This window comes from Streptomyces sp. NBC_00038 (assembly GCF_026343635.1).
Taxonomy (GTDB): domain Bacteria; phylum Actinomycetota; class Actinomycetes; order Streptomycetales; family Streptomycetaceae; genus Streptomyces.
This window is the reverse complement of the sequence record NZ_JAPELQ010000001.1, coordinates 1,494,534-1,517,747: the sequence shown is the minus strand read 5'-3', so window position 1 is coordinate 1,517,747 and position 23,214 is coordinate 1,494,534. Positions and strand designations below refer to the sequence as shown.

Below are 23,214 nucleotides of genomic sequence, written 5' to 3'. Positions count from 1 at the left end.
GCCGCTCGGACCTTCCGCACCACCAGGAGTCGCTTTGTCTCAACGGGAGTTGGCGAGGGCGAGCTGCGCGGCGAGTTCGGGCTGCAGGGCGGTCATCACGTCGATGAAGTCCTCGTGCGCGCCACGCTCCGGCGGGCTGGCGCTGTAGGAGCGGAGCGCCTGGAGGTTCCACTGGAAGTCCTGGAGCTGTTCCACATGGGGGCGGCGGATCCGCTCGTAGTCGTCGATCCGGTTCGGGTCGCCGGAGCCGAGCGAGTCGTGGATGGCCCGGGCGAGCGAGGCACCGCTCTGCAGGGACTGGTTGAGCCCCTGCCCGCCGAGCGTGTGCAGGCCGTGCGCGGTCTCCCCGAGCAGCAGGACCCTGCCCGCCCGCCACGAGGCGGCCCGCCAGAGGGAGAAGTTGAGCCTGATCAGCGGCGAGACACGGTCCTTGGCCTCGTCCAGCCAGGCGGACAGCTCCGGGTCGACCTGCCGCAGCTGTTCGGCCAGCGCGGCCGGCCCGCCCTGGTCGAGGGCCTCCTCCTGGTCCCGGTCGGGTGACCAGACCACGGCGAGCGATCGGGTCGGGATGGGAATGGTGAAGAGCGCGCTGGGCGCCTTGTGCCGTACCAGCAGCACGGGTTCACGGCCGGGCACGGCGGGCGTGACGACGAGCCACGCCGGCCGGTCGAAGGCCGAGACGTCGAGGGAGATTCCGACGAGATCGCGCAGCGCGGAATTCCGTCCGTCGGCGGCGACCGCGTATGCGGCACGGACACGGACGGGAGCGGCCGGGTCGGAGCCGTCCGTGCGGGCGAGGGTGAGCAGCACTCCGGAGTCGTCCTGCTCGACGGCGACCACACTCTCGCCGGTCCGTACGGTCGCGCCGGATTCACCCCGCAGTCCGGCGAGAGCCGCCTGCACGAGCGTGCCGGTCGGGACGGTCAGGCCGTGCGTACGGGCGATGCCCGGATGGTCCGCGTAGCGCCAGCTGGACAGCAGGCCGGTGCTCCCGTGGTCGTCGACGCCAAGGACCGGCTGGCCGCCCTGGACGAGCGCGTCCTCGATGCCCTCGTCGGCGAGCAGACCGAGTGTCGGAGGGGCCAGCAGGGGAGAGATTCCCGCCCCCGCCGGCTCGAACTCCGCCTGGGGTGAGACCAGTACGACCGACTGGCCGGAGCGTGCGCACAGCAGCGCCGCGAAGAGTGCCGTGGCGCCGCTGCCGACCACGCACACATCCGCCTCGATGTCAGGCCTGGGCCGACCGTCTGTAGTCACTGCTGCTCCTCCTGCTTGCTTCAACAGAGTCAGCAGCATCCTCATACCGTCCGGTCACCTGCCGGGTGTCCGCCCGGCCCGTCCGTTCGGAGTCGGCGTGCGGAACCGTTCGGGCTGCCCGTTCGGGTACGGCAGAAGGTGAGGGCTTTCGGCGAAGTTCTGCTGTACAGGCGTTGATCGGCGCAGCGGTCGGCTACAGAGAAAGTACAGCGATGCCGTGTTGCATGGAGCTCGAGCCGCAGTGGATCGGAATCCTTTCAGCGCGGAGGGGACTTCGATGGACCCGCGGCCCGAACGGGGAGGTAAGTGATCTTGAATTTGACGTCCGCAAGACCCGCACCGATGAATTGCCCACTGCTCGCATGCGGCTGTCCATAGCCGAAAAGGTGGCAGTGTGGTCCGGGCGGGCAACTGGACACCTTGTCCCAGATGACATCGATATCCTTTCGCCGGAAGAAAGGCAGAGATTCTCTGCCTTCCGTGATCCGGTGCGTGCCGCGAACTTTGTCACCGCGCACGCCGAAGTGCGACGGTGCCTCGCTCAGGTGCTGGACCTCGACCCGGGCCGAATCCGGTTCGGCCGGCACCCGTGCGCCGGCTGCGGCCGGTCCGTGCACGGCCGCCCCTACATCCAATACCCGCATACCAACTGGGAGTTCAGCCTCTCGCGGTCCGGTCCCTACTGGCTCTGCGCGGCCGCCGCCGGGATGCGGGTGGGCGTCGATCTCGAATGCGTGCGCCGGACGGACTTCGGCTCGCTCGCATCCGTCGTGCTGAGTGAAAGTGAACGGACGTACTTCCAGGGTGTCCCGGTGGGGCGCCGTGACGCGGAGTTCATCCGTTGCTGGACCAGGAAAGAAGCAGTTGTCAAGGCGAGTGGAATCGGAGTCGAGGCCACTCTCGGAAATGTCGACGTGAGACCAGGTGACCGAGCCGCGGTGGTCTCGCACAGTGCCGCCGGATGCGAGGTCGACACCTGGCTGGTGACGGACCTGCCGGCCGGGTCCGATTACTTCTCGGCCCTCGCCGTTCCGGCTTTCGAAGAATTTACTTTCTTTTTGGGGGAGAAATCAAGTGTCCACCCGATTGGATGAGAGCGACCTGAAGATCGCGCTGATTCTGGAGAACGAAGTCCGCCGATACGGGGTCGAAGGGATGCTCCGCTGTCTCGGGGGCATCAGTGGCGTCACCTGCTTCGGCAGCGGGGACGAAGCCCTACGGGCGGGCGGTGCCGCCGCGTTCGACCTGGTCGTCATCTCCGCCGCCGAACTCGCGGCGACGGAGGACCCTGCCGTCGCGGAGCAGCTGAGCGCGCACGACGTACGGCTGCTGCTGCTCGTCGACGGGGCCGACGGCGTCGAGGTACCGCAGAGCACCCACTCCTGCGTCCATGCGCTGGTCGACTGGTCCGGGCTGACTCCGAGGGTCTTCGGCGACGCCGTCTCCGACATCATGGCGGGCAAGTTCTATGTGTCGGCCACTCTCGCCCGGCGGGTGCTGCGGCAGGCCGGGCCCCTGCCGGCCGAGGCGCGCCCCTGGGGGCCGCCCGGGACGATGCTCACACCCCGCGAACTCCAGGTGCTGCATCTGGTGGCCGAGGGGCTGAGCAACAAGCAGGCGGCCAGGCGGCTGCAGATCTCGGAGCACGGGGTGAAGCGACTGGTGGGCAATGTGCTGGCCAAGCTGAACTGCCCCAACCGCACGCTCGCCGTGGTCCGGGCCATTGAGGACGGCCTGTTGGCGGGGCCCAGCCGGGAGACGGGCCGACAGGTCGACTCCGCAACATCTGTTGCCTAACCGGTGTAGGCTGTGCAGATGTCCGAATCGACCGCAGAGATTGTGGCGAGGCGCACCGACCCCAGGGTCCTGCGGACCCGCGCGCTGTTGCGGGCCGCAGCTTTGGAGCTCGCCGCCGAGCGGGAACTGCACACCATCACCATCGCCAACGTCGCCGAACGGGCGACGGTCAACCGCGCCACGGTCTATCAGCATTACCAGGACCTGGACGAGTTGATGCTCGACGCGATGGAGGACGAGCTGGCGGGACTGATCGGCCTGGCGGCCCGCTGCCCCCTCGTCGTACTGCCGGCCGAGATGCCGCAGGGTTTCCTCGACATGTTCCGGCACGTCGAGGCGGAGGCCACGCTCTACCGGCGGATGCTCGGGCCCTGCGGCTCGCCCCGCTTCGTCAACCGGCTGCGCCAGCTGGTCGCCGAGCAGGTCGCTCTCCAGCTGGTGCAGGCCGGAGCCGGACGGGCCGACGAGGCGGGTGTCGAACTGCGGGCGCACTGCTCCGCCGGGGCGTTCATCGGCCTGGTCACCTGCTGGCTGCTCAGGCCTGACTGGCTGCCCGCCGAGGAAGCCGCTGCGCACGCCTGGCAGGGGCTGCACCTGGGCGGCGGCAAGACCGCCGGGTAGCACCCGTAGGAAGCAGGCAGGGAATCCCACCTCTGGGCCAGAGGTGGGATTCCTGCTTTTCCGGCACTCCGTACGTCGGCTCCCCCCTGGCCGAACGGTCAGCCCGCACGCGCCGATCGGGCGGAAAACGGCTACCTGGAAGGGGCCTTGGCCTGTCGCCCGGGTGCCGAGATCGTGGTGGTCGGCACCGCTGAGACCCGGTGCCGACCACGACAGGAGAGGGACACATGGAGAGCAAGCGTCTGACGGCCGACGAGCCCGGCTCGGCAGCGGACGTGCCCGTTCGCAACATGCTGTCCGCGCCACCGTCGCTGGTCGACGAGCAACTGGCCACGCGGATGGGCATCGAGGTCATCTCCATCGACCCCGAGCGGGTGGTCGCGACCATGCCCGTACGGGGCAACATGCAGCCCTTCGGCTGGCTGCACGGAGGAGCGAACGCGGTACTGGCGGAGACCCTGGGTTCGGTCGCGGCCGGCCTCTGGGTGGCGCCGAGGGGCGCCGTGGCAGGGCTCGAACTGTCCTGCACCCACCACAAGTCGGTACGCACGGGTCTGGTCACCGGGGTCTGCACGCCGCTGCATCTCGGCAGCCGGGTGGCCACCTACCAGATCGAGATCACCGACGAGAAGGGGCGGCCCACCTGCACGGCACGTCTGACCTGCCTGGTGCACAAGCGCTGAAGGAGGCGTGGACCAATGTCTACGGACGTAGTTGGAGCGGACGGTGTCACGGTCTGGGACAGCCCGAACGCGGAGGCGTTCCGGGGGGCCATGGGCCTCTTCCCGACGGGCATCGCCGTCATCACCGTGGGCCAGGGCCCCGGTACCGAGGCGATGACCGCCAGTTCGGTCACCTCGATCTCGCTGGAACCGACCCTCGTCCTGGTGAGCGTCAACGCCGCCGGCCGGCTGGTCGACGCCATCGACGGTGCCGGGGGCTTCGCGGTGAACGTCCTTGCCCAGGACCAGACGGAGCTCTCGCGGCGGTTCGCCGCACGCGACCGGCCGAGCGGCCTGGTGGCGCAGGAGCTGCTCGGCTCCGTCGCCGGGCGCAGCGGCCACCTGGTGGTGCCCGACGCTCTGGTGTCCCTGGAGTGCACCACCGAGTACCGGTACCCGGGCGGGGACCATGTGCTCTACCTGGGCCTCGTGCGGGGGATGAGGGTGGCGGACCCGGTACGGCCCCCGCTGGTGTACCACCGCGGGGCGTACACCCGGCTGCCCGGCTGAGCCGAGGTCGACCGACGCCCCGCCGACCGACCGATTCCCGCACGACCGACCGACGGATGACCGATGCCCGGCCGACCGGCCGGGCCCACAAGTGAGGTGTGTTTCATGGCACGTTCGGTGCTCGTCACCGGCGGAAACCGGGGCATCGGCCTGGCCGTCGCCCGGGCGTTCCAGGCGCAGGGCGACGCGGTGGCTGTCACCCACCGCGGCTCCGGCGCGCCCGAAGGGCTGCTGGGAGTGGAGTGCGACGTCACCGATCCGGACCAGGTGGCGCGGGCGTTCGGTGAGGTCGAGGCCGTACAGGGGCCGGTCGACGTACTGGTGTCGAACGCCGGGATCACCGACGACCGGCTGATGCTGCGGATGACAGACCCGCAGTTCCTGCGGGTGCTCGACACCAACCTGGGCGGTGCGTTCAGGACCAGCCGGAAGGCGGCCGCCGCAATGCTGCGCAAGCGGCAGGGGCGGGTCGTCTTCATCTCCTCGGTCGCCGGACTGCGCGGCTCCGAGGGGCAGGCCAACTACGCGGCGAGCAAGGCCGGGCTGGTCGGCCTGGCCCGGTCGCTGGCGCGCGAACTCGGCTCACGGGGCATCACCGTCAACGTGGTCGCGCCGGGTCTGGTGGAGACCGACATGACCGCGAAGCTGCCCGAGGCGCGGAGGGCGCAGATGATCGGGGACGTACCGCTGGGCCGGATCGCCGACCCCGCGGAGATCGCTTCCGCGGTGGTCTGGCTCGCCTCGCCCGGGGCGTCCTATGTGACAGGCGCCGTCATCCCCGTCGACGGAGGCCTCGGCATGGGGCACTGACCCCGGCCGCCACGTGGGGCCGCAAACAGCTGATCCGCCGTCAGGAAGCCTTTCCTGGCGGCGGATCAGTGTTGCCGGGGCCTTGCTACTGGCCCGCGCCCTGCTTGGCGAAGAACGCCCGGGCCTGCTCGCCCGTCCACTCGTAGGAGTCGGTGACGCCGCGGAGCGCGCCGTTGAAATGGGGAGCCACGAACCGGGCGAGCAGCTCGAAGCTCCGCTTCATCTGCTCCCGCTGCGCCCAGTCCATGACGGTGACCAGCAGCCGGCCGAAGCCGCCGGTGGCCTCCTGAATGTCGCGGATCGCCTGGACGCACTCGTCGACCGAGCCGATGATCGCGCTGCGCCGGTCGATCGCCTCCTCCAGCGCCTTGCGGGCCTCCGCGCGGGAGTGCACGGGCGGAGCGCCGACGAGGGCCCAGTACTCGTTGCGGTAGCGCATCCAGCCGTCGACGATCTCGTCGAGCGCCTGGGAGCGGCTCTCCGACACATGCACGGACAGCGTCACCCGCCAGTCGGCCCGGTCGATCGTGCGGCCGTGCTCGGCCGCCGCTTCCTCCGCGTGCCGCCACTGGCCGACGAGGTCGCCGATCTGGCTGCCCGGCCGCGGCGGGATGCCGAAGGAGATCGGGCTGATCCCGTGCTGCCCCGCAAGGCGCATACCGAACGGGGAGGTGGCACTGGACACCGCCAGCGGCAGCCCGGTCTTCGCGTACGGACGCAACTGGAGGCGGGCGTCGCGGAGTTCGAACCAGTCGGTGCGGTGGGTGACCGGCTTCTCGCCGTCCAGCAGCTGAAGGATCACCTCCAGCGACTCCGCGGTGCGCCGACGGGTGTCCGCCGGGTCGATGCCGAGGAAGTGCATGTCCGAAGGGATGGAGCCCGCTCCGACGCCGAGGGTGAACCGTCCCCGGGTCAGCTGGTCCAGCTGTACGGCCCGCGAGGCGACCATGAACGGGTGGTGGTACGGCAGGCTGACCACCCCGGTGCCGAGCCTGATGTGCCTGGTCCGCTCGGCCGCGGTGGCGATGAACAACTCGGGCGAGCTGACGGTTCCCCAGCCGGCCGAGTGGTGCTCGCCGACCCAGAGTTCGTCGAAACCGAGTTGGTCGAGCCACTCGGCCAGCTCGAGGTCCCGCCACAGCGACAGGGCCGGGTCCTCACCCAGCGGGTGAAGGGGTGAAAGGAAGGCGCCGAAGCCCATCCGGTCCAATTGAGGCTCCTCACAAGGTCGTTGACGTACTCGATGACAGGTCGTACGCGGTGCAGAGGTCGACCAGCGGGGCCAGCCAGCCGTACGCGGGCCACTGCGGCACGGCCGGCTCCGCGGGCGGCGACCCCGGTGAACCGTCCGCGTTCCGGCGGCGCAGCAGCAGCGCCACGGCGGCGTCGCCCTGCGGCAGCGGCCCGAACAGCCGTGCCGAGCCCACGCGTTCGCGCACCCAGTCGACGCGCTCGTTGGCCGCGGTCTCGACGCCGATCACCAGCACCTGCTCCACCTCCTCCTCGTCCAGCAGGAGGTCCGCCAGCTGCAGGGCCTCGGCGGCCGGGTCAGTGCCCGCCGAGATACAGCTGATGGGGCCGGTGATGCCGTACCGCTTGGTCAGATGGCCGAGGATCGACGTGGTCACCGACTGGAAGAACAGCAGCGGGCTGTGGACCTGGCCCGCGACCAGCCGCTGGGTCGCGACATCGGACGTGGTGGTGTCGCCGTAGGTGGTGGCCAGCACGATGGCGGTCCGCTCGGCGCGGCCCGCGGTCAGGTCGCGCTCGGTCCCCGGATCGCCGAGGCAGGCGCCGGCGACCTCGGCGACCAGCGGACTGAACCGCGACAGCACAAAGCCCGGAACATTGGGCACTTCGGCCGGCGCGGCGCCGGGCAGGCCGTCGGCGGCCTCCCCCCAGGGCGCCCGGCAGGCCGCCGCCACGATCGAGCGCGGCTGTGCGAGCAGCGTGGTCATGCGATTCCTTTCAGGGTGCGGACGGGGAACGCGGCGGTGGGAAATGGCTGCGCCGCTACGCCCGCTTCAGGACAAGGGCCGCGTTCACTCCGCCGAACGCGGCGTTGAGCGAGAGCGCGTGAGTGACGGGGGCCCGACGGGCCTCGCCCGGCACGTAATCCAGGTCGCAGTCGGGGTCCGGCTCCTGGTAGCCGACCGTGGGCGGCAGGATGCCGTCGCGGAGCGCGAGCAGGGTGATCACCGCCTCCACGGCCCCGGTGGCCTCGAGCATGTGGCCGGTGCTGCCCTTCGTCGAACTCACCGGGACGGCCGGCGCGTGCGCGCCGAAGATGCCGTGCAGCGCCGCCGTTTCCGCGACATCGTTCAGCGGGGTGCCGGTGCCGTGCGCGTTGACGTACCCGATCCGCTCGGGCGACAGCCCCGCGCTACGCAGCGCGGCGCGGGCCGCGCGGGCCAGCCCCTCACCCCGCGGGTGCGGCTTGATGACGTGGTACGCGTCGGCGGCCATGCCCCAGCCCGCCACCTCGGCGAGCACCTCGGCCCCGCGTGCCCGTGCGCGCTCGGCCGACTCCAGGACCAGCACGGCCGCGCCGTCGCCCTGGAGGAGACCCGCCCGGCCCGCGGCGAACGGCCGGACGACACCCTCCCGGCTCAGCGCCTTGCCGGAGTCGAACTTCGCGAACACGTCCTCGGTGACCAGGTACGCGCCGCCACAGACCACCGTGTCGGCAGCCCCGCGCCGGATCAGCGCGGCGCCGTGCGCGATCGCGTTGGTCGAGGCGACGCAGGCGTTGACGAAGGCGAGCCGCGGACCGTCCAGGGCGAAGGATTCGCCGATGCCGTGCGGCAGCCGGGCCGGCATGCTGTCCAGCGTCCGCCGATCCCCGGGGTCCCGGCCGGCCGCCATGTCCGTCCAGAAGGACCGGCTCGCGGAGTGATCCCCGTTGGTGCCGAGGAGCACCGGCGCACCGGACGCCTCGGTGCCCGCCATCCGCAGCGCCTCCGCGGTGCACGCGTGCAGCACTTCGGCCTGCGTCGGGGTGTAGCCGGGCTTGACCGGTACCCCGGGGATCTCGGGGCCGTGGCCTTCGTAGGTGGCGGCTCGCTTCGCGTGGAAGGGGGCGGTGTCGAAGCGGCTGACCGGGACGAACCCCGGCCGGCCCGCGAAGACGCCCTCACGCAGTGCTTCGGCGCCGAAGCCGAAGGCGGTGAGTACTCCGTATCCGGTGATCGCCACCTCAGGACGCATGCCGGGCCTCCGTCCCACTGGCCGCACTCGCCCCGCCGGCCCCGCCCGGCAGCAGCCGGACCAGGTTGCGGTGCAGTGAGCCGATCGTGTCGCTGGCGGCCAGCTCGTCCTCGTCCTCGGGACCGACGACGATTCCGTGGCGTTCGTCGAGCAGGTGGACCAGCCAGACGAAGGTCAGGGAATCGAGGGCGAGTTCGGTCCCGGCGTCCCAGTCATCGAGCAGCTGACCGCTGTCGCGCAGCAGCTGTGCCACATCGGTTTCGGTGATCACTGGGCCGCGCTGCCCGCCGCAAGGGCCGACCGCCGGTCGACGACCGCGTCCACGAACCGGCCGAGGTTCGGGACCAGTTGCGGTTCCAGGTCCTCCTCGGGCAGGTCGATGCCGTACTCACCCTCCAGCTGCAGCACCAGCTCGATCATGGCGAGCGACTCGAGCCCCAGCCCTTCCTCGCCGAGCGGGAGGCCGTCCTCGACCTGCGCGGGCAGCGGGAGATTGATGACGTCCCTGATCACCGTCAGGATGAACTCGCGGGTCTCTTCATGCATGGCGTCTCCGTACGTGGTTGTCCGGCTTGTTGGGCCGGGCATGGCTGTTGATCCTGCTCACCGCGGTCCGCCGGCCGGCAGACCGCGGGGGCCGCTCAGCGGACCGGGACCCGCTGGACCGTGCCGAGCCGCTCGGTGAGGCGCGGGGTCTCGTGCACCGCGGCCGAGAGCGCGCGGATCACGCTGGCGGGCGTACTGCTCTCGAAGAAGCTGCGTCCCACGGCGAGACCGCTGCAGCCCGCCGCGATCGCACCGGCGGCGTAGTTGGCCAGGTCGGCGTCGCTCCTGCTCGGGCCGCCGGCGACCAGTACCGGGATCGGGCAGCTCTCGACGACCTCGGCCATCCGCTCCAGCGGTGCCGCCCAGGTGGTCTTCACCATCGAAGCGCCAAGGTCCGCCGCCACGTTGACGACGTGCGAGAGCAGCCGGGGGTCGTGCGGGTCGGTGATCCGCGGCCCCCTCGGATACACCATGGCCAGCAGCGGCATACCCCACCGCCGGCAGGCGTCGGCCACCGAGCTGAGATCCGTCAGCTGCCGGCTCTCGGTGTCGGAGCCGATGTTGACGTGCACGCTCACCGCGTCCGCGCCGAGCTGGATCGCCTCTTCGACGTCGCCGACCAGAACCTTGGCGTCGACGTCGGTGGCGTGGGACGTGCTCGCGCTCAGATGCACGATCAGTGAGCAGTCGCGCAGCAGCCCCGGATCGACGGTCGCCGCACGCCCCTTGTGCACCACGATGCCGTCCGCGCCGCCCGCCACCGCTGTGCGGACCAGCCCGTTGAAGTCCCTGGCGGCGACGATGGGACCGTCTCCCACCGAATGGTCCATCGGCACGAACAGATAACGCCCGTCGCTGTGCCGGGACAGCCGTGACAGGCGCAGCGCCATACCACCGGACCTTGCTGTCATGATCCACCCCTCGTCACCTGGAAGTCTGATTCGGTGACCGAGTCTCACCCCGCGCGCGGCCGCCGCTACCCCTCGAACGGAGTGCCTCTGCGAGTGCGCGTGGCGGCGCCGATCGAGGTACCCGACCGGCCAGCCCCCGCCCTCCGTCCGACCGCCCATCGAGCAGCCCTTTCGCGGCTGTTGGGGCGTAGGTCCGCGCTGACATCGTGCTGATCGGGACGTCCGGCCGGGGAACGCCGCCGGCCCGGTACGCCTCCGGCAGCGGTACGCCGGAAACAGCCACTCAGCGTAGGGATGGTCAACGTGAAGTTCGCCTGGATCGACATCCGTTCCGTCGAGAAGAACCAGCGTGAGGCGGTGGTGGACGCGGCGATCCACGCCGGTCTCGCCGGGTTCGTCGACGACCGCCTGGAGCTGCTGGCCACTCTGCCGCCGACCGTGCAGAAGGTACTGCTCGCCGCTCCGGACGCGACACTGCCCCCGGAGGCGGCCGATGTCGCCGACATCGTCCTCACCGCGGTCCGCACGACCGCCGAGCTGGACAAGCTGAAGCTGGTGGCGGCCGAGGCCCCGGCCCGGCACGGCGCGTTCGTCGACGTCGTCGACGACCCCTCGCTCCGGCTCGCCTGCGCGGCCGCACAGGAGCTGGAGCACACGGTGGTGAAGTTCCGCGACCCCACCAAGATCCCGCTGGAGATCGTGATCGCCGCCGCCGACAAGAGCCCCGGGCGGCTGATCTGCGAGGCCGGTGACCTGGAAGAGGCCGGCATCATCGTGGACGTACTGGAGAAGGGCTCGGACGGGCTGCTCCTCGCGCCCAAGGACGCCAACGACATCTTCGGTCTGAACAGCCTGCTCCAGTCCTCGACCCAGGACCTCGAACTGTCCACGCTGACCGTGGAGTCGATCGAGCACAACGGCCTCGGCGACCGGGTGTGCGTCGACACCTGCACCCACTTCGAGAAGGACGAGGGCATCCTGGTCGGCTCGTACGCCCACGGCTTCGTGCTGTGCGTCAGCGAGACCCACCCGCTGCCCTACATGCCGACTCGGCCCTTCCGGGTGAACGCCGGTGCGCTGCACTCGTACGTCATGGGCGCCGACAACCGCACCAACTACCTCAGTGAGCTCAAGGCCGGCAGCACCGTCCTCGGTGTGACGGCGGACGGCCGCACCCGGCGGATCGTGGTCGGCCGGGTCAAGCTCGAATCCCGCCCGCTGCTGACCGTCAGGGCCAAGTCCGACGAGGGCGTCGAAGTCAGCCTGACGCTGCAGGACGACTGGCACGTGCGGGTGCTCGGCCCCGGCGCCACCGTACTGAACTGCACCGAGCTCAAGCCCGGCGACAAGCTGCTCGGCTACATCGCCACCGACAAGCGTCATGTCGGCTGGCCTGTGGGCGAGTTCTGCATCGAGAAGTGATCGAGAAGTGACGGAGGCGGACAGCGCAATGGCTTCACCGACGGATTTCGACTCCTGGCTCGCGGCATGCCTGTCCGACACCGACCGCGACACCGACCTCTGGGCCCATGGCGAACAGGAGGTGACGCGCGAGCGGTTGCGGTACGAGACCGGTCGCGCGGCCGGCCGGCTGGCGGCCCACGGCATCCGCGCCGGCAGCACCGTGGCCGTTCAACTGCCGCCGGGCTTCACCCTGTTGTGGACGGTGTTCGCCCTGTGGAGTTCGGGCGCGCAGGTCATGCTGCTCGATCCGCGGCTGACCCGGGCGGAGACCACCCGGCTGATCGAGGTGTGCGAGCCGCAGTTCCATCTCACCTCGGGCGAGGAACCCCTGCGGGTGGCCGCGTTCCGGGACGAGTGCGAGGTCGTGGTGGCGTCGCGCCCGCAGGGGCGCCCGGCCGCGACCGGGCACCGGCTCGTGCAGTTCAGCTCCGGTTCCACGGGTCTGCCCAAGGTGATCGGCCGTACCGGGGAATCGCTGCTGGCCGAGATCGACCGCTTCGCTCGCCTCGCGGACATGCCGCGGCCCGGCGAGAGCGTCTTGCTGCTCAGCTCACTGGTGCACTCCTTCGGGCTGATCGGCGGCGTGCTGCACGCGCTGAACACCGGCGTGGCCCTGCACTTCGCCCGCCGACCGCACCGCAACGAGCTGCTCCGGATCCTGGTGGACCGTCAGGTCGCCGCGGTGTTCGGCGTCCCGGCGCACTTCGATCTGCTGAGCCGGATCGAAGGGCCCGCCGTACCGGCCGAGCTGCGGCTCGCGGTCTCCGGCGGGGAGATCCTGCCCACCGAGATCTTCGAGCGCTTCGAGGAGCGGTACGGCGTACGCATCGGCCAGGCGTACGGCATGACCGAGACCGGCATCATCGCGACCGATCTGACCGGGGCGTACCCGCTGCCTGCCGTCGGTGTTCCGGCGCCGGGGGTCCGTACCGTCATCAAGGAGGGCACCCTTCGGGTCAGCCTTCCGGAGAACCCCTATCTGCACGGGGACCACGAGAGCCGTTTCGTGGGCGGCTGGCTCAACACCCATGACCTGTCCACCGTCGGGCCGGACACCGGGGTCCTGGAGATCACCGGCCGGGTCGACTCGGTGGTCGCGATCGGCGGTCTGAAGGTCGATCTGACCGAGGTGGAGTCCGTCCTGACATCGCATGCGGCCGTCACCGAGGCGGTGGTGGTCTACGGGGACGCGATCGAGGCCCATCTGGTCGTGTCCGGCCGGGTGTCCAACGCCGAGCTGCTCGCCTGGTGCCGCGAACAGCTCAGCCCGTACAAGATCCCCAAGGCCTTCCACTTCCCGGCCGTGCTGCCGCGCACCTCCAACGGCAAGCTGATCCGCAACCGTGAACTGCTGCACGCGGCAAGGGAACGGCAGCGGCAGGTGGTGGCCCGGTGATCGACCGCGACTTCGTGGGTGCCGTCCTGGCCCCGTACACCGTCGCGGTGGAGCGCGACCGGCTGCGCCGCTACGCGGCAGCGGTCGGGCTCCCGGGCGCGGTCTTCACCGATGAGGCGGCGGCGCGGGCGGCCGGGCACCCCGATCTGCCGGTGCCGCCCGCGCTCCTCGCCGGTTTCGAGCGGCAGGAGCCCGGTGACTTCCTGGCCGACCTGGGGGTCCGGCTGAGCGATGTGCGCCACGTCGAGCAGGGGTTCGTCCATCACCGGGCGGTGTACGCCGGAGACCTGCTCACCTTCGCGCCGGTGATCACCGACATCCGTACGCGGCGTGGGCTCGACTTCGTCGTCCGTGACACGGCGGTCAGCCGCGACGGCGCTCTGGTCGCCGAGCTCCACCAGGTCATCCTCGTACAGCCGGGAGGGAAGTGATGAGCGGGTTCTCGCTCGCGGCGGCGGAGGTCGGCGCGGAGCTGCCCGAACTGCTGCCGGAACAGATCGACCGGGCCACTCTGGCGGCCTTCGCCGAGTCGTACGGCGATCCCAATCCGATCCACCTGGACCCGCAGGCGGCCCGCGCGGCGGGACTGGACGATGTGATCGCCCACGGCATGCTCTCCATGGCGCTGCTGGGACGGCTCCTCGTCGAATGGGCGCCGGTGGAGGACGTGTTGTCCTTCCGGGCGTCCTTCACCGCCGTCACGACGGTGCCCGCACGGCTGCGCTGCACGGCGCGCGTCAAGGCGATCGAGACGGTCGCCGGGGGGCGGGCGGCGAGGCTGGCACTGGCGGTGCGGCGGGTGGACGGCCCGCTGACGGTGCGGGGGGAAGCGCTGGTACGGATCCCGGCTGCGCCGGTTTCGGGAGCACGGGCGTCGAGTGTGCGGGCGCCGGGTGTGTCGGCTGTGGCCTCCGATCCGGCCGCGGGCTCGGGCTTCGTGCCGGCCGCGGGCTCGGCCCCGGTTACATCGGCTGCGGTCTCCGTGCCGGCTCCCGCTTCGGCTCCGGGCACCGTGCCAGCCACGATTCCGGGCTCCGTGCCGGGCGTTCCGGGTGTGGGCCCCGCCTCGGTTGCGTCGGCCCCGGCCTTGGTTCCCACCCCGGCCACGGTCTCCGTTCCGGCTCCCGCCCCGGCCCCGGTTCCGGCCGCTATGCCGGCCGATCCGGCTGCGGGCGCCGCCCCGGTTGTCCCGGCCCCGACCCCCGCCCCGCGGCCCACATGAACCGGCCGCGCGACCCATGGATCCGGCCGGCCGCCAGGGCGGAGTCGGACGCGCCGGTCAGACTCTTCTGTCTGCCGTACGCAGGCGGCGGTGCCACCGTCTTCCGCGACTGGCTGCGCGACCGTGATCTCGGGCGCCGCGTCGAGGTGATGGCCGTCCAACTGCCGGGGCGCGGGAACCGGATCGCCGAGCAGCCGTTCGACGACGCGCGGCTGCTCGCCAAGGAACTGACCGGAGTGCTCGCTCCGTACCTGGACCGTCCCTATGGCATCTACGGGCACAGCATGGGCGGACTCGCCGGGCTCGCCCTGGCGCGCGAACTGGCCCGGTCGCCCGGGCTGAGGCAGCCGGCCGGACTCTTCGTGGGGGCGAGTGTGGCGCCGGGCTCGGTGCGGCCGCAGGCGGTGTGGCGGGGAACGGACGCCGAGCTCACGGAGTGGCTCCGGCGGACCGGTGGCACCCCGGCCTCCGTGCTGGCCAAGCCCGCGCTGCTGGAGCTGCTGCTGCCGGCGCTGCGGGCCGACCTCGCACTGGTGGCGGGGTACCGCCGGCAGCCGTCCGAGGAACTCGCCGTCCCCATCAGGGGGTTCGCGGGCGCCTCCGACCTGCTGACGCCCAGTGGGGCGATGCGCGGCTGGGCCGCGGAGACCGCGGCCGGCTTCACGTTGTCCCAGGTGCCCGGCGGCCACTTCTTCCTCGCCGAATCGGGTCGGGCCGTACTCGAGGCCATCACCGGGCAGTTGCTCGCCGCGGACGGACCCGGCCGGGTCCGATGAACGTTCCCCAGTTTCCGACATCTGTTGTACAAGCAACACTTGTTGTGGAACGATTGCGCTGCTGAGTTCAAGAGCGAAGGGGAACGAGCAGCTGTGAGTACTGACCAGGCGCCGGCCGAGACGGATGACTCCGGCCGCATTACGCCCGAACTGTGGTGGCTGAGCGGGATCATGGCGTTGGGCGGTTTCGCCAGCCTGCTCGACAGCACCATCGTCAATGTCGCGGTCGGACCGCTCGCCAGGAACTTCGACTCCGAGATCTCCACCGTGCAATGGGTGGTGACGGGCTATCTGCTCGCGCTCTCGGTGTCGATCCCGCTCAGCGGGTGGTCCGCCGCCCGCTTCGGCGCGAAGCAGATGGTGATTTTCTCGCAGGTGGTGTTCCTGGTCGGTTCACTGCTCGCGGGGATGGCCTGGTCGGCGCCCAGCCTGATCGCCTTCCGGCTGCTCCAGGGCATCGGAGGCGGCCTCCTCGTGCCGATCGGGCAGGCGCTGCTGGCCCAGGCGGCGGGGCCGAAGCGGCTCGGCCGCCTGATGGGCATCGTCTCGATCCCGGCGATGTTCGCCCCGCTCATCGCCCCGTCGCTGGGCGGTGTGATGGTCGACTACCTGAGCTGGCGGTGGCTCTTCTTCATCAACGTGCCGCTCTGCCTGATCACCGTCGTCCTGGTCCTGCTGAAGGTGCGGAACGTCGTCGAGCCCTCCAAGGACGCCAAGCTCGACGTGGTGGGCATGGTGCTGCTGATGCCCGGTCTCGCCGCGCTGCTCTACGGCCTGTCCGAGGCCGGCTCGGCGGGCGGGTTCGGCGACGGGAAGACGGTCGGCGGCCTGGCGATCGGAGCCGTGTTCCTGGCGGCCTTCGCGGTCCGCGCCCTGCGCACCCGGCTGGAGCCGCTGGTGGACCTGCGGCTCTTCCGCCGCGGCGGCTTCAGGAACGGCACGTTGGCGAACATGCTGCTGAGCATGGCGATGTACGGCGTGATGATCCCGCTGCCGCTGTACTTCCAACTGGTGCACGGCGCGAGCGTGCTGGAGTCCGCGCTCCTGCTGCTGCCGCAGAGTCTCGGCTTCTTCGCCGGGGTCGTGATGATGAACCGGCTGACGGTGATGCTGGGTGTACGGAATCTGACCCTCCTCGGCATCCTGCTCGCGGTGCTCGGCACCATTCCGTACGCCCTCATCGACGCCGATCCGAACGCGGTCGTGCTCGGACTCGCGATGGTCGTACGCGGCTTCGGCCTCGGCGCCTCGATGCTGCCGACCATGACGGTCGCCTTCGGCAGCGTGCCCAAGGAACTCGCGCCGAGCGCCACCAGCGCCTTCAACGTCTTCCAGCGGGTCAGCGCGTCCCTGGGCACGGCGGTGCTGGCGGTGGTCCTGCAGCAGCAGGTCGAGGACCAACTGCCCGCGGGCGTACCGTCGGTCGTCCGGGTGCTGCCCGCCAGCGATGTCGCCAAGGACCTGGCGACCTCCTTCGGTCCCCCCTTCTGGTGGGCGCTGGTGATCACCGCCCTCGCGGTGCTGCCGAGCCTCTTCCTGCCCGGACGCGAGCCGGCCCCCACGTCGGCGCCGGACGCCGCGCCGTCCCGGGAGGGGGAGTCGGCGCTCAATCCCGGCTGACGCCTCCCTCCCGCTGAACCCTTCCCGCCGATCCCTCCCGCTGACGCCCCATCAGCCGCGTGGCGGCGCATGGTCAACCATGCGCCGCCACGCGGCTTTTCGTTCTGCCCGCGACGACGGTCGGCGCGTTGGGCCGCTGCGTCGGGGTGGACTTTCGAGCAGGGCGGTCGGGCCTCCTGAGACCGCGCGGGACCGCCGAGAATTCAAGCCGGATCGAAAGCCGGGACCTGCCCGGGCCCCCATCGCAGCAATCCGGAGGATGTCTTGGAGACGGAGTCACTGCCGTGGCGGGAATATCTGGAACGCATCGGTTATCAAGGCTTGTTGAACAACTCCCTGGAATGCCTGCGCGAGCTTTACACGGCACATCTGCGGTCCGTCCCCTACGAGATGCTCGACTCCTTCGACGGAACGCCGCCGGTGCTGGGCCACGAGGAATCGTTCGCCAAGCTGGTGCACCGGCGTCGGGGTGGCAACTGCCTTGAATCGACGCCATTGTTCGGTGAATTCCTGCGTCAGGCCGGCTTCGACGTCCGGTTGGTCCCGGCGCAGATCTGGAAGGTCAGCGGCGAGTGGTGGGACGCCTGGGACCACCTGCTGCTGATCGTCACCGTGGACGGCGAGGACTGGCTGCTCGATGTGGGCTTCCTGATGCTGACCTTCGCCGAGCCGCTGAAGGTCACCGAGGGGCCGCAGGAGCAGTCCGGCTGGCGGTTCCGGGTCGCCGAGGAGGAGGGCTTCCCGACCGTCTCGCACCAAGGACCGGACGGCAGTTGGACGGCGGTCTACCGGTACCGGGACGAGCCGCAGCAGCGCGCCGACTACGAATGGATCATCGATTTCCACAAGTCGGCCGAGGATTCGCCGCTGGTCGGGACGCTGCTGTGCTCCCGGAACGTACCGGACGGAAAGCTGATCATGATCGGCGAGAACCTTCTGCACGCGCGGAACGGCCGCGTGAGCGCCGAGTTCATCGAGACCACGGCCCGTGCCGAAGAACTCCTCCGCGAGATCTTCGCCGGCCATGAACACATGGTGGAAAGCGCCGTGCGGACCTGGGAGAAGGCACGCGCCGACCGGTCGACGCGACGAAGCCTGGTCTATCGAAAGGCGGAACAGTGATGCCGGACAAGCCGACAGCGCTGGTCACAGGCGCTTCCCGGGGGATAGGCCGCGGTATCGCCGTGCGGCTCGCCGAGGAGGGATACGACGTCGCCTTCTGCTTCCGGTCCGGAAAGGAGGCGGCGGACGAGACCCGGGAGGCGGTGGAGCGGGCCGGGGCCCGCTGCTTCCACGACCGCTGCGACGTGACCGACATCGTCGACGTCAAGGCGTTCGTCAGCAACGCGGAAGCGGCCCTGGGCCCGGTCGAGGTGCTGGTCAACAACGCCGGGATCACCCGGGACAACCCGCTGGTGCTCATGCCGCCCGAGGACTGGAACGACGTCATCGGGACCAACCTCACCGGCACCTACAACTTCAGCCACTGCGTGGCCTTCGGCCAGCTGAAGCGCCGCAGCGGCGTCATCGTCAACGTCTCGTCCGTGGCCGGTGTGTACGGCAACGCGACACAGTCCAACTACGCCGCCTCCAAGGCAGGCGTCAACATCCTGACCAGGTCCCTTTCGCGGGAGTTGGGGCCTTACGGGATCCGAGTCAACGCCGTGGCACCGGGCTTCATCGAGACCGACATGACCGGCCATCTCTCCGAGAAGGTGCGCAAGAAGGCCCTCGCGACCATCCCGCTGCGCGACTTCGGTGCCGTCTCGCACGTCGCCGACCTGGTCTCCTTCCTCGTCTCGGACAAGGCCTCGTACATCACCGGCCAGATCGTCCAGGTGGACGGCGGATTCTCGCAGTGACCCCGACAGCCCGGCCCGACCCGACAGCACAGATGAATCGCCCGACCGGAGGAGACACCATGCCCGTTACGCAGCAGTACATGGACGAGATCCGCGAGATCGTCGCCGAGGCCCTGGAGATCGAGCCCGACGAGATGACCGGGACGAGTTCCTTCGTCGATGACCACGACGGCGACTCGCTCCGCGCGATCGAGATCCTGGCGCGGCTGGAGAAGAGGTACGGCGTCGAGATCCCGCAGTCGGAGCTGCCGAAGATGGGCAATCTGCGCGCCGTGTACGACGTGGTCGCCGAGCGCGCCAACTGGGACTCCTGACATGAAGCGCAGGGTCGTCATCACGGGGCTCGGCCCCGTCTCGAGCATCGGCACCGGGGTCGAGGCCTTCGCGGAGGCGCTCCAGCAGGGGCGCAGTGGCATCTCGCCGATCTCCTCCTTCGACGCCTCGGGATTCCCGTACCGGATGGCCGGTGAGGTGCCGGATTTCTCGCCGCACGACATGCTGCAGGCCATCAAGCCCGAGGAGTGGGGGCGCAGCAGCCAGTTCGCGGCCGCGGCGGCCCGCCTCGCGGTGGCGGACGCGGGGATCGACCCGGAGCTGCTGGCCGCGGCGCGGTCCGGCTCCTGCATCGGTACCACCGGGGGTGAGGCCGGCGCGGTCGAGCGGCTTTCCGAGCAGGAAGTGGCGGGCGGCTTCGAGAGCTGGCAGGCGGACCTCGCGCAGCAGGTCCCGTCCTCCCGGCTGGCGGTCGCCGTCAACCGCGAACTCGGCCTCACCGGCGAGGCGGTGACCATCTCCACCGCCTGCTCGGCCAGCAACTACGCGCTGGGCTACGCCTACGCGGCGATCGCGGCCGACGAAGCCGACTTCATGATCGCCGGTGGTTCGGAGGGCGTCTACCGCTGGGCGCACGCCGGCTTCTACCGGCTCGGGGCGATGGCCGAGGACCACTGTTCGCCGTTCGACCGCGACCGGCAGGGGATGCTCACCGGTGAGGGCGGGGCCGCGCTCTTCCTGGAGTCGCTGGAGAGCGCCGAGCGCCGCGGTGCCGAGATCTATGCCGAGGTGCTCGGATACGGACTCAACTGCGATGCCGGGCACATGGTGGCGCCGGATCCGGTGAGCATCGCCGAGTGCATGCGCAGGGCGCACAGCCGGGCCGGCGTCACGGCCGACCAGGTCGACTACATCTGCGCGCACGGCACCGGCACGCCGGCCAACGACGCGGCGGAGACCCGTGCGGTCCGGGAGGTCTTCGGCGACTCCCCGCCGCCCATCAGCTCCATCAAATCGATGCTCGGCCACACCATGGGGGCCGCGAGCGGCTTCGGCGCCATCGCCTCCGCCCTCGGTATCGCCCGCCAGTTCATGCCGCCGACGATCAACTTCCGGAACATCGACCCGGACATGCCGGGGATCGACCCGGTGGCCAACCAGGCGCGCCCGGCGCGTCTGCGGGTGGTGCAGAACAACGGGTTCGCCTTCGGCGGGAACAACGCCATCACCATTCTGGGGGAGGTCTCATGACGACACGTCAGTCGAATCTCACGGCGACACGTCAGACGCACGAGGTCGCTCCTGACGCGGTCTACGTCACGGGCTGGGGGGTCGCCTCGCCGCTCGGTATGGGGGCGGCCGACTTCAGTACGGCGTTCGTCGAGGAGCGCGACGCCCTCGCCGACGTCACCGCGATGTTCGAGGAGAAGTTGCCGGCCGACCGGGCCTTTGCCATCCCGGACTTCCAGGTCCGGGACCATCTCGGCCGCAAGGGAACCCGCTTCTTCGACCGCTCCACCGCCCTGGCCCTGGTCGCCTGCGACCAGACGCTGAAGGACACCGGTCTCGCGGTGACGGACGAGAACCGCGGTCAGGTCGGTCTGATCCTGGGCACCACCAGCGGCAGCGTGAAGTCCACCAGCGACTTCAGCCGCGAGACCATCACCGAGGACCGCCCCTACCTGGTCAACCCGGTGCTCTTCCCGAACGCGGTGATGAACTGCGCTGCGGGCCAGGCCGCGATCTGGTACGGCCTGAAAGGCGTCAACACCACCATCGCCGGTGGCCGGATGGCCGGTATCGCCGCTCTGCGGTACGCCTCCCGCAGCCTGCGCTGGGGAGACGCGGACGCCCTGCTGGTGGGTGCGGTCGAGGAGTTCAGCCCGCACAACGCCTGGCTGACGCACCTGCCCGGCGGTTCGGCCCCCGCCGGCGAGGGAGCCGCCCTCTTCATGCTGGAGAGGGGGGAGGCCCTGCTCGCGTCGGGCCGCCGACCCGATGCCGAGATCATGGCCGTGGCCTCCGCCTCGGCCGACCCGGCCGACCGCCCGGCCTTCGTCGAGGCGTTCGCCGACTGCGTGCGCCAGGCACTGCGGGAGGCCGGCGTGGGTCCGGGCGACCTGTGGGCGGTGGCTCCCGGATCCGGCCCGGATTCGGTGATCGAGACCGCGACCCTGGAGGCCGGACTGGGCGAGCACACCGTCCGGCGACTCCCCGTGGCGCGACTCGTCGGTGAATGCCACGCCGCACAGGGCGCGTTGCAGCTGGCCGCCGTGCTCGCCCACCACCGGCAGGACGCCGCACTGGACGGCAGGCCCGCCCTCATCACCTCCTTCACCCCGGAGGGCGGGGTCGGCGCCGCCGTGGTCAGGGGGTGGCAGCGGTGAGGCGCAAGCCCGCGAAGCCCGTCCTGTACTTCTCCTTCCGCAGCCCCTACAGCTGGCTGGCGCTGCGGCAGTTGGAGGCGCGCTTCCCCGAGGCGCCCGAAACCGTCGAGTACCGCCCGTGGTGGGAACCCGACGAGCGGACGCGGAAGGCGCTGGACGGGCGCGGGGCGCCCTTCCCGTACATCCCGATGAGCAAGGCCAAGCACCTGTACATCCTCCAGGACGTCAAGCGGCTGTCCGAGGGGATGGGTTACAAGGTCGCCTGGCCCATCGACGTCGACCCGTGGTGGGAGGTGCCGCATCTGGGCTGGCTGGCGGCCCGCCGGAACGGGCAGGACCGGCAGCTGCTGGCCGCGCTCATGTCGGCCCGGTGGGAGCACGGCGCCGACATCTGCGATCAGGACGTGCTCCGTGCGGTCGCCGAGGACGCGGGGCTCGATCCGCTGCCGATCGTGTCCGCGGTGAACGACCCGGACATCAGGGCCGAGGGGCTGGAAGCGCTTGTCCGGGTGTACGAGGACGACGCCTTCGGCATCCCGTACTTCAAGATCGGCCGTTTTCGGTACTGGGGTCTTGACCGCCTCGACGGATTCCTCCAGGAGCTGTCGGCGGCGGGGCTGCGCACGGACGACGCCGGTGCGGAGGGCGAGGGCGCGGAGGACGACGGAATTCCCGTGGCCATTGCGGACCGAATCGGCGCCTACGATCACGACACAGCCGGGGGATGCGGCTGAGTGTATAGTACACATGTTGCATCCTGTACTTCTATGAAAGCCCTTTCAATACGGGGCTGTAAGGGGCTGTGGGAGCGCCGACTATCGGACAAAAATCCGTCGTGACTTCCGATGGCGACTTTCTCTTGCGAAGATCGCTATACGGGGGTCAACGGGGGAAGTCACTGAGCACGGCCGCGCTCGGATGCCGCCCGACAACCGCGAACACCAAGAGCTGCGAGCGGAGTCGAGACAGTTGAACGAATTCAGGATGCTCGGGACGTTGGAGATCTTCGACGGACACAATTGGAAACCGGTTGAAGCGCCCAAGATTCGGACCGTACTGGCAGTCCTGCTGACCGCCAACGGCCGTGTCGTCTCGCTGGCGCGGCTCATCGACGAGCTCTGGTACAACGGCCCGCAGCAGAAGAGAGACCAGCGCAATCTGGTGCAGCAGTACGTGATGAAGCTGCGGCGCCGGCTCGGCGACGGGAACCACAGCGTGCTGGTGACCAAGGCGCCCGGCTACTGCCTGAACTTCGAGCCGGCCCAGCTCGATGCGCGCAGGTTCGAGGAGCTGCACGCCGAAGGGCAGGAGCTGTTCGCCGCGGGAGCCTACGAGCGGGCGTTCACCGTACTCGGCGACGCGCTGGACCTGTGGCGCGGTGCCCCCCTGGAGGGCGTTCCGGCCTCGCCTACCGTGCTCGCCGAGTCGGAGCGCCTGGAGGAGGCCCGGCTGGCCGCGGCCGAGATGAGGATAGACGCCAGCCACCACAACGGCGGATACGCCGCGACGCTGGCCGAACTCCGCACGCTCCGCGATGCCAACCCGCTCAGGGAGGGGCTCTGGATGAAGGAGATGATCGCCCTCCGCGAGTGCGGCCGCCGCGCCGACGCCCTCGAGGTCTACCAGCGAGCCCGCCGGACGCTCAGGGAGGAACTCGGCCTCGAGCCCAGCGTCGACCTCAGGGACCTCCAGCAGCGCATCCTCGTCGGATTCCACGGCTGAATCGACACACCAGGGCCGGCCGAAGAGGCCGCCGCACCTCGGGTGCGGCGGCCTCTTCGCGCTGCCCGGGCCGCCTTCTGGGGGCTGTTTCGAATCGTTTCGCAGCGGGAC

26 protein-coding genes are annotated in these 23,214 nt (G+C 70.3%); 19 read left to right on the top strand and 7 right to left on the bottom strand.

Features of this window, described 5'->3' with window-relative positions; genetic code table 11:
* Positions 1-39: 39 nt before the first annotated feature.
* Complete coding sequence (locus tag OG219_RS07085) at positions 40-1,257, bottom strand: NAD(P)/FAD-dependent oxidoreductase (protein ID WP_266823991.1); 1,218 nt, start codon at positions 1,255-1,257, stop codon at positions 40-42.
* A 224-nt stretch (positions 1,258-1,481) separates the two neighbouring features.
* Between OG219_RS07085 and OG219_RS07080 the strand changes: the two genes are divergently transcribed.
* The 6 genes from OG219_RS07080 (at position 1,482) to fabG (OG219_RS07055) (ending at position 5,717) form a co-directional block, all read left to right on the top strand.
* Entirely contained in the window at positions 1,482-2,351 is an 870-nt protein-coding gene (locus OG219_RS07080) for a 4'-phosphopantetheinyl transferase superfamily protein (RefSeq protein WP_266823990.1), read from the top strand.
* Positions 2,332-3,054, top strand: coding sequence for a response regulator transcription factor (locus OG219_RS07075; protein ID WP_266823989.1), 723 nt, complete (start codon positions 2,332-2,334; stop codon positions 3,052-3,054). Before OG219_RS07080 ends, OG219_RS07075 begins: the two co-directional genes overlap by 20 nt.
* 18 nt (positions 3,055-3,072) lie before the next feature.
* A complete protein-coding gene (locus tag OG219_RS07070) occupies positions 3,073-3,675 on the top strand; it encodes a TetR-like C-terminal domain-containing protein (RefSeq protein WP_266823988.1) in 603 nt (200 codons plus the stop codon).
* Between the two features lie 290 nt (positions 3,676-3,965).
* The gene (locus OG219_RS07065; protein ID WP_266836027.1) at positions 3,966-4,358 is read left to right on the top strand and encodes a PaaI family thioesterase; all 393 of its coding nucleotides are present in this window, start codon (positions 3,966-3,968) and stop codon (positions 4,356-4,358) included.
* A gap of 15 nt (positions 4,359-4,373) precedes the next feature.
* Positions 4,374-4,907 (top strand): flavin reductase family protein, encoded by a 534-nt coding sequence (locus OG219_RS07060; RefSeq protein WP_266823987.1) that lies wholly within the window; start codon positions 4,374-4,376, stop codon positions 4,905-4,907.
* Between the two features lie 105 nt (positions 4,908-5,012).
* Complete coding sequence (gene fabG, locus OG219_RS07055; RefSeq protein ID WP_266469258.1) at positions 5,013-5,717, top strand: 3-oxoacyl-ACP reductase FabG; 705 nt, start codon at positions 5,013-5,015, stop codon at positions 5,715-5,717.
* An 85-nt stretch (positions 5,718-5,802) separates the two neighbouring features.
* Here fabG (OG219_RS07055) and OG219_RS07050 read toward each other — a convergent pair whose 3' ends face one another.
* The 6 genes from OG219_RS07050 to OG219_RS07025 form a co-directional block, all read right to left on the bottom strand.
* A complete protein-coding gene (locus OG219_RS07050) occupies positions 5,803-6,918 on the bottom strand; it encodes an LLM class flavin-dependent oxidoreductase (protein ID WP_266836026.1) in 1,116 nt (371 codons plus the stop codon).
* 19 nt (positions 6,919-6,937) lie between these two features.
* On the bottom strand, positions 6,938-7,675 hold the full coding sequence (locus OG219_RS07045; RefSeq protein WP_266823984.1) for a beta-ketoacyl synthase chain length factor: 738 nt from the start codon (positions 7,673-7,675) through the stop codon (positions 6,938-6,940).
* Positions 7,676-7,730: 55 nt separating this feature from the next.
* Positions 7,731-8,924 (bottom strand): beta-ketoacyl synthase, encoded by a 1,194-nt coding sequence (locus OG219_RS07040; protein ID WP_266823982.1) that lies wholly within the window; start codon positions 8,922-8,924, stop codon positions 7,731-7,733.
* Complete coding sequence (locus tag OG219_RS07035; RefSeq protein WP_266823980.1) at positions 8,914-9,195, bottom strand: hypothetical protein; 282 nt, start codon at positions 9,193-9,195, stop codon at positions 8,914-8,916. Before OG219_RS07035 ends, OG219_RS07040 begins: the two co-directional genes overlap by 11 nt.
* On the bottom strand, positions 9,192-9,470 hold the full coding sequence (locus tag OG219_RS07030; RefSeq protein ID WP_266469270.1) for an acyl carrier protein: 279 nt from the start codon (positions 9,468-9,470) through the stop codon (positions 9,192-9,194). The genes OG219_RS07035 and OG219_RS07030 overlap by 4 nt, the downstream gene beginning before the upstream one ends.
* A 95-nt stretch (positions 9,471-9,565) precedes the next feature.
* Complete coding sequence (locus OG219_RS07025) at positions 9,566-10,381, bottom strand: 2-amino-3,7-dideoxy-D-threo-hept-6-ulosonate synthase (RefSeq protein WP_266823978.1); 816 nt, start codon at positions 10,379-10,381, stop codon at positions 9,566-9,568.
* 303 nt (positions 10,382-10,684) lie between these two features.
* Between OG219_RS07025 and OG219_RS07020 the strand changes: the two genes are divergently transcribed.
* The 13 genes from OG219_RS07020 to OG219_RS06960 all read left to right on the top strand — a co-directional run bounded on the left by OG219_RS07020 (position 10,685) and on the right by OG219_RS06960 (position 23,103).
* Positions 10,685-11,803 (top strand): 3-dehydroquinate synthase II, encoded by a 1,119-nt coding sequence (locus tag OG219_RS07020; protein ID WP_266823976.1) that lies wholly within the window; start codon positions 10,685-10,687, stop codon positions 11,801-11,803.
* Positions 11,804-11,831: 28 nt separating this feature from the next.
* Entirely contained in the window at positions 11,832-13,241 is a 1,410-nt protein-coding gene (locus OG219_RS07015; protein ID WP_266823974.1) for a class I adenylate-forming enzyme family protein, read from the top strand.
* The gene (locus OG219_RS07010; protein WP_266823972.1) at positions 13,238-13,672 is read left to right on the top strand and encodes a MaoC family dehydratase N-terminal domain-containing protein; all 435 of its coding nucleotides are present in this window, start codon (positions 13,238-13,240) and stop codon (positions 13,670-13,672) included. Before OG219_RS07015 ends, OG219_RS07010 begins: the two co-directional genes overlap by 4 nt.
* Entirely contained in the window at positions 13,672-14,463 is a 792-nt protein-coding gene (locus OG219_RS07005; protein ID WP_266823970.1) for a MaoC/PaaZ C-terminal domain-containing protein, read from the top strand. Before OG219_RS07010 ends, OG219_RS07005 begins: the two co-directional genes overlap by 1 nt.
* Positions 14,460-15,239: a thioesterase II family protein gene (locus OG219_RS07000; protein WP_266823968.1), complete on the top strand. Its 780-nt coding sequence runs from the start codon at positions 14,460-14,462 to the stop codon at positions 15,237-15,239. Before OG219_RS07005 ends, OG219_RS07000 begins: the two co-directional genes overlap by 4 nt.
* A 93-nt stretch (positions 15,240-15,332) precedes the next feature.
* Positions 15,333-16,859 (top strand): DHA2 family efflux MFS transporter permease subunit, encoded by a 1,527-nt coding sequence (locus OG219_RS06995; protein WP_266823966.1) that lies wholly within the window; start codon positions 15,333-15,335, stop codon positions 16,857-16,859.
* Positions 16,860-17,183: 324 nt separating this feature from the next.
* The gene (locus OG219_RS06990) at positions 17,184-17,981 is read left to right on the top strand and encodes an arylamine N-acetyltransferase (protein WP_266823964.1); all 798 of its coding nucleotides are present in this window, start codon (positions 17,184-17,186) and stop codon (positions 17,979-17,981) included.
* Positions 17,981-18,721, top strand: a complete 741-nt coding sequence (gene fabG / locus OG219_RS06985) for a 3-oxoacyl-[acyl-carrier-protein] reductase (RefSeq protein ID WP_266823962.1) — start codon at positions 17,981-17,983, stop codon at positions 18,719-18,721. Before OG219_RS06990 ends, fabG (OG219_RS06985) begins: the two co-directional genes overlap by 1 nt.
* Positions 18,722-18,780: 59 nt before the next feature.
* Positions 18,781-19,035, top strand: a complete 255-nt coding sequence (locus tag OG219_RS06980) for an acyl carrier protein (RefSeq protein WP_266823960.1) — start codon at positions 18,781-18,783, stop codon at positions 19,033-19,035.
* A gap of 1 nt (position 19,036) precedes the next feature.
* The gene (locus OG219_RS06975) at positions 19,037-20,245 is read left to right on the top strand and encodes a beta-ketoacyl synthase (RefSeq protein WP_266823958.1); all 1,209 of its coding nucleotides are present in this window, start codon (positions 19,037-19,039) and stop codon (positions 20,243-20,245) included.
* Positions 20,242-21,381, top strand: coding sequence for a beta-ketoacyl synthase N-terminal-like domain-containing protein (locus tag OG219_RS06970; RefSeq protein WP_266823956.1), 1,140 nt, complete (start codon positions 20,242-20,244; stop codon positions 21,379-21,381). The genes OG219_RS06975 and OG219_RS06970 overlap by 4 nt, the downstream gene beginning before the upstream one ends.
* Entirely contained in the window at positions 21,378-22,115 is a 738-nt protein-coding gene (locus tag OG219_RS06965) for a 2-hydroxychromene-2-carboxylate isomerase (RefSeq protein ID WP_266823954.1), read from the top strand. Before OG219_RS06970 ends, OG219_RS06965 begins: the two co-directional genes overlap by 4 nt.
* Positions 22,116-22,350: 235 nt before the next feature.
* Positions 22,351-23,103 (top strand): AfsR/SARP family transcriptional regulator, encoded by a 753-nt coding sequence (locus OG219_RS06960; RefSeq protein WP_266823952.1) that lies wholly within the window; start codon positions 22,351-22,353, stop codon positions 23,101-23,103.
* The last annotated feature ends 111 nt before the right edge of the window (positions 23,104-23,214 follow it).

Coding starts and splice junctions, on each gene's coding strand:
- OG219_RS07050 (WP_266836026.1), bottom strand. CDS start 6,918: ATGGGCTTCGGCGCCTTCCTTTCACCCCTTCACCCGCTGGGTGAGGAC.
- OG219_RS07015 (WP_266823974.1), top strand. CDS start 11,832: ATGGCTTCACCGACGGATTTCGACTCCTGGCTCGCGGCATGCCTGTCC.
- OG219_RS07080 (WP_266823990.1), top strand. CDS start 1,482: ATGGAGCTCGAGCCGCAGTGGATCGGAATCCTTTCAGCGCGGAGGGGA.
- OG219_RS07060 (WP_266823987.1), top strand. CDS start 4,374: ATGTCTACGGACGTAGTTGGAGCGGACGGTGTCACGGTCTGGGACAGC.
- OG219_RS07005 (WP_266823970.1), top strand. CDS start 13,672: ATGAGCGGGTTCTCGCTCGCGGCGGCGGAGGTCGGCGCGGAGCTGCCC.
- fabG (WP_266469258.1), top strand. CDS start 5,013: ATGGCACGTTCGGTGCTCGTCACCGGCGGAAACCGGGGCATCGGCCTG.
- OG219_RS07000 (WP_266823968.1), top strand. CDS start 14,460: ATGAACCGGCCGCGCGACCCATGGATCCGGCCGGCCGCCAGGGCGGAG.
- OG219_RS07030 (WP_266469270.1), bottom strand. CDS start 9,470: ATGCATGAAGAGACCCGCGAGTTCATCCTGACGGTGATCAGGGACGTC.
- OG219_RS07040 (WP_266823982.1), bottom strand. CDS start 8,924: ATGCGTCCTGAGGTGGCGATCACCGGATACGGAGTACTCACCGCCTTC.
- OG219_RS06975 (WP_266823958.1), top strand. CDS start 19,037: ATGAAGCGCAGGGTCGTCATCACGGGGCTCGGCCCCGTCTCGAGCATC.
- OG219_RS07025 (WP_266823978.1), bottom strand. CDS start 10,381: ATGACAGCAAGGTCCGGTGGTATGGCGCTGCGCCTGTCACGGCTGTCC.
- OG219_RS07065 (WP_266836027.1), top strand. CDS start 3,966: ATGCTGTCCGCGCCACCGTCGCTGGTCGACGAGCAACTGGCCACGCGG.
- OG219_RS07045 (WP_266823984.1), bottom strand. CDS start 7,675: ATGACCACGCTGCTCGCACAGCCGCGCTCGATCGTGGCGGCGGCCTGC.
- OG219_RS06980 (WP_266823960.1), top strand. CDS start 18,781: ATGCCCGTTACGCAGCAGTACATGGACGAGATCCGCGAGATCGTCGCC.
- OG219_RS06970 (WP_266823956.1), top strand. CDS start 20,242: ATGACGACACGTCAGTCGAATCTCACGGCGACACGTCAGACGCACGAG.
- fabG (WP_266823962.1), top strand. CDS start 17,981: ATGCCGGACAAGCCGACAGCGCTGGTCACAGGCGCTTCCCGGGGGATA.
- OG219_RS07070 (WP_266823988.1), top strand. CDS start 3,073: ATGTCCGAATCGACCGCAGAGATTGTGGCGAGGCGCACCGACCCCAGG.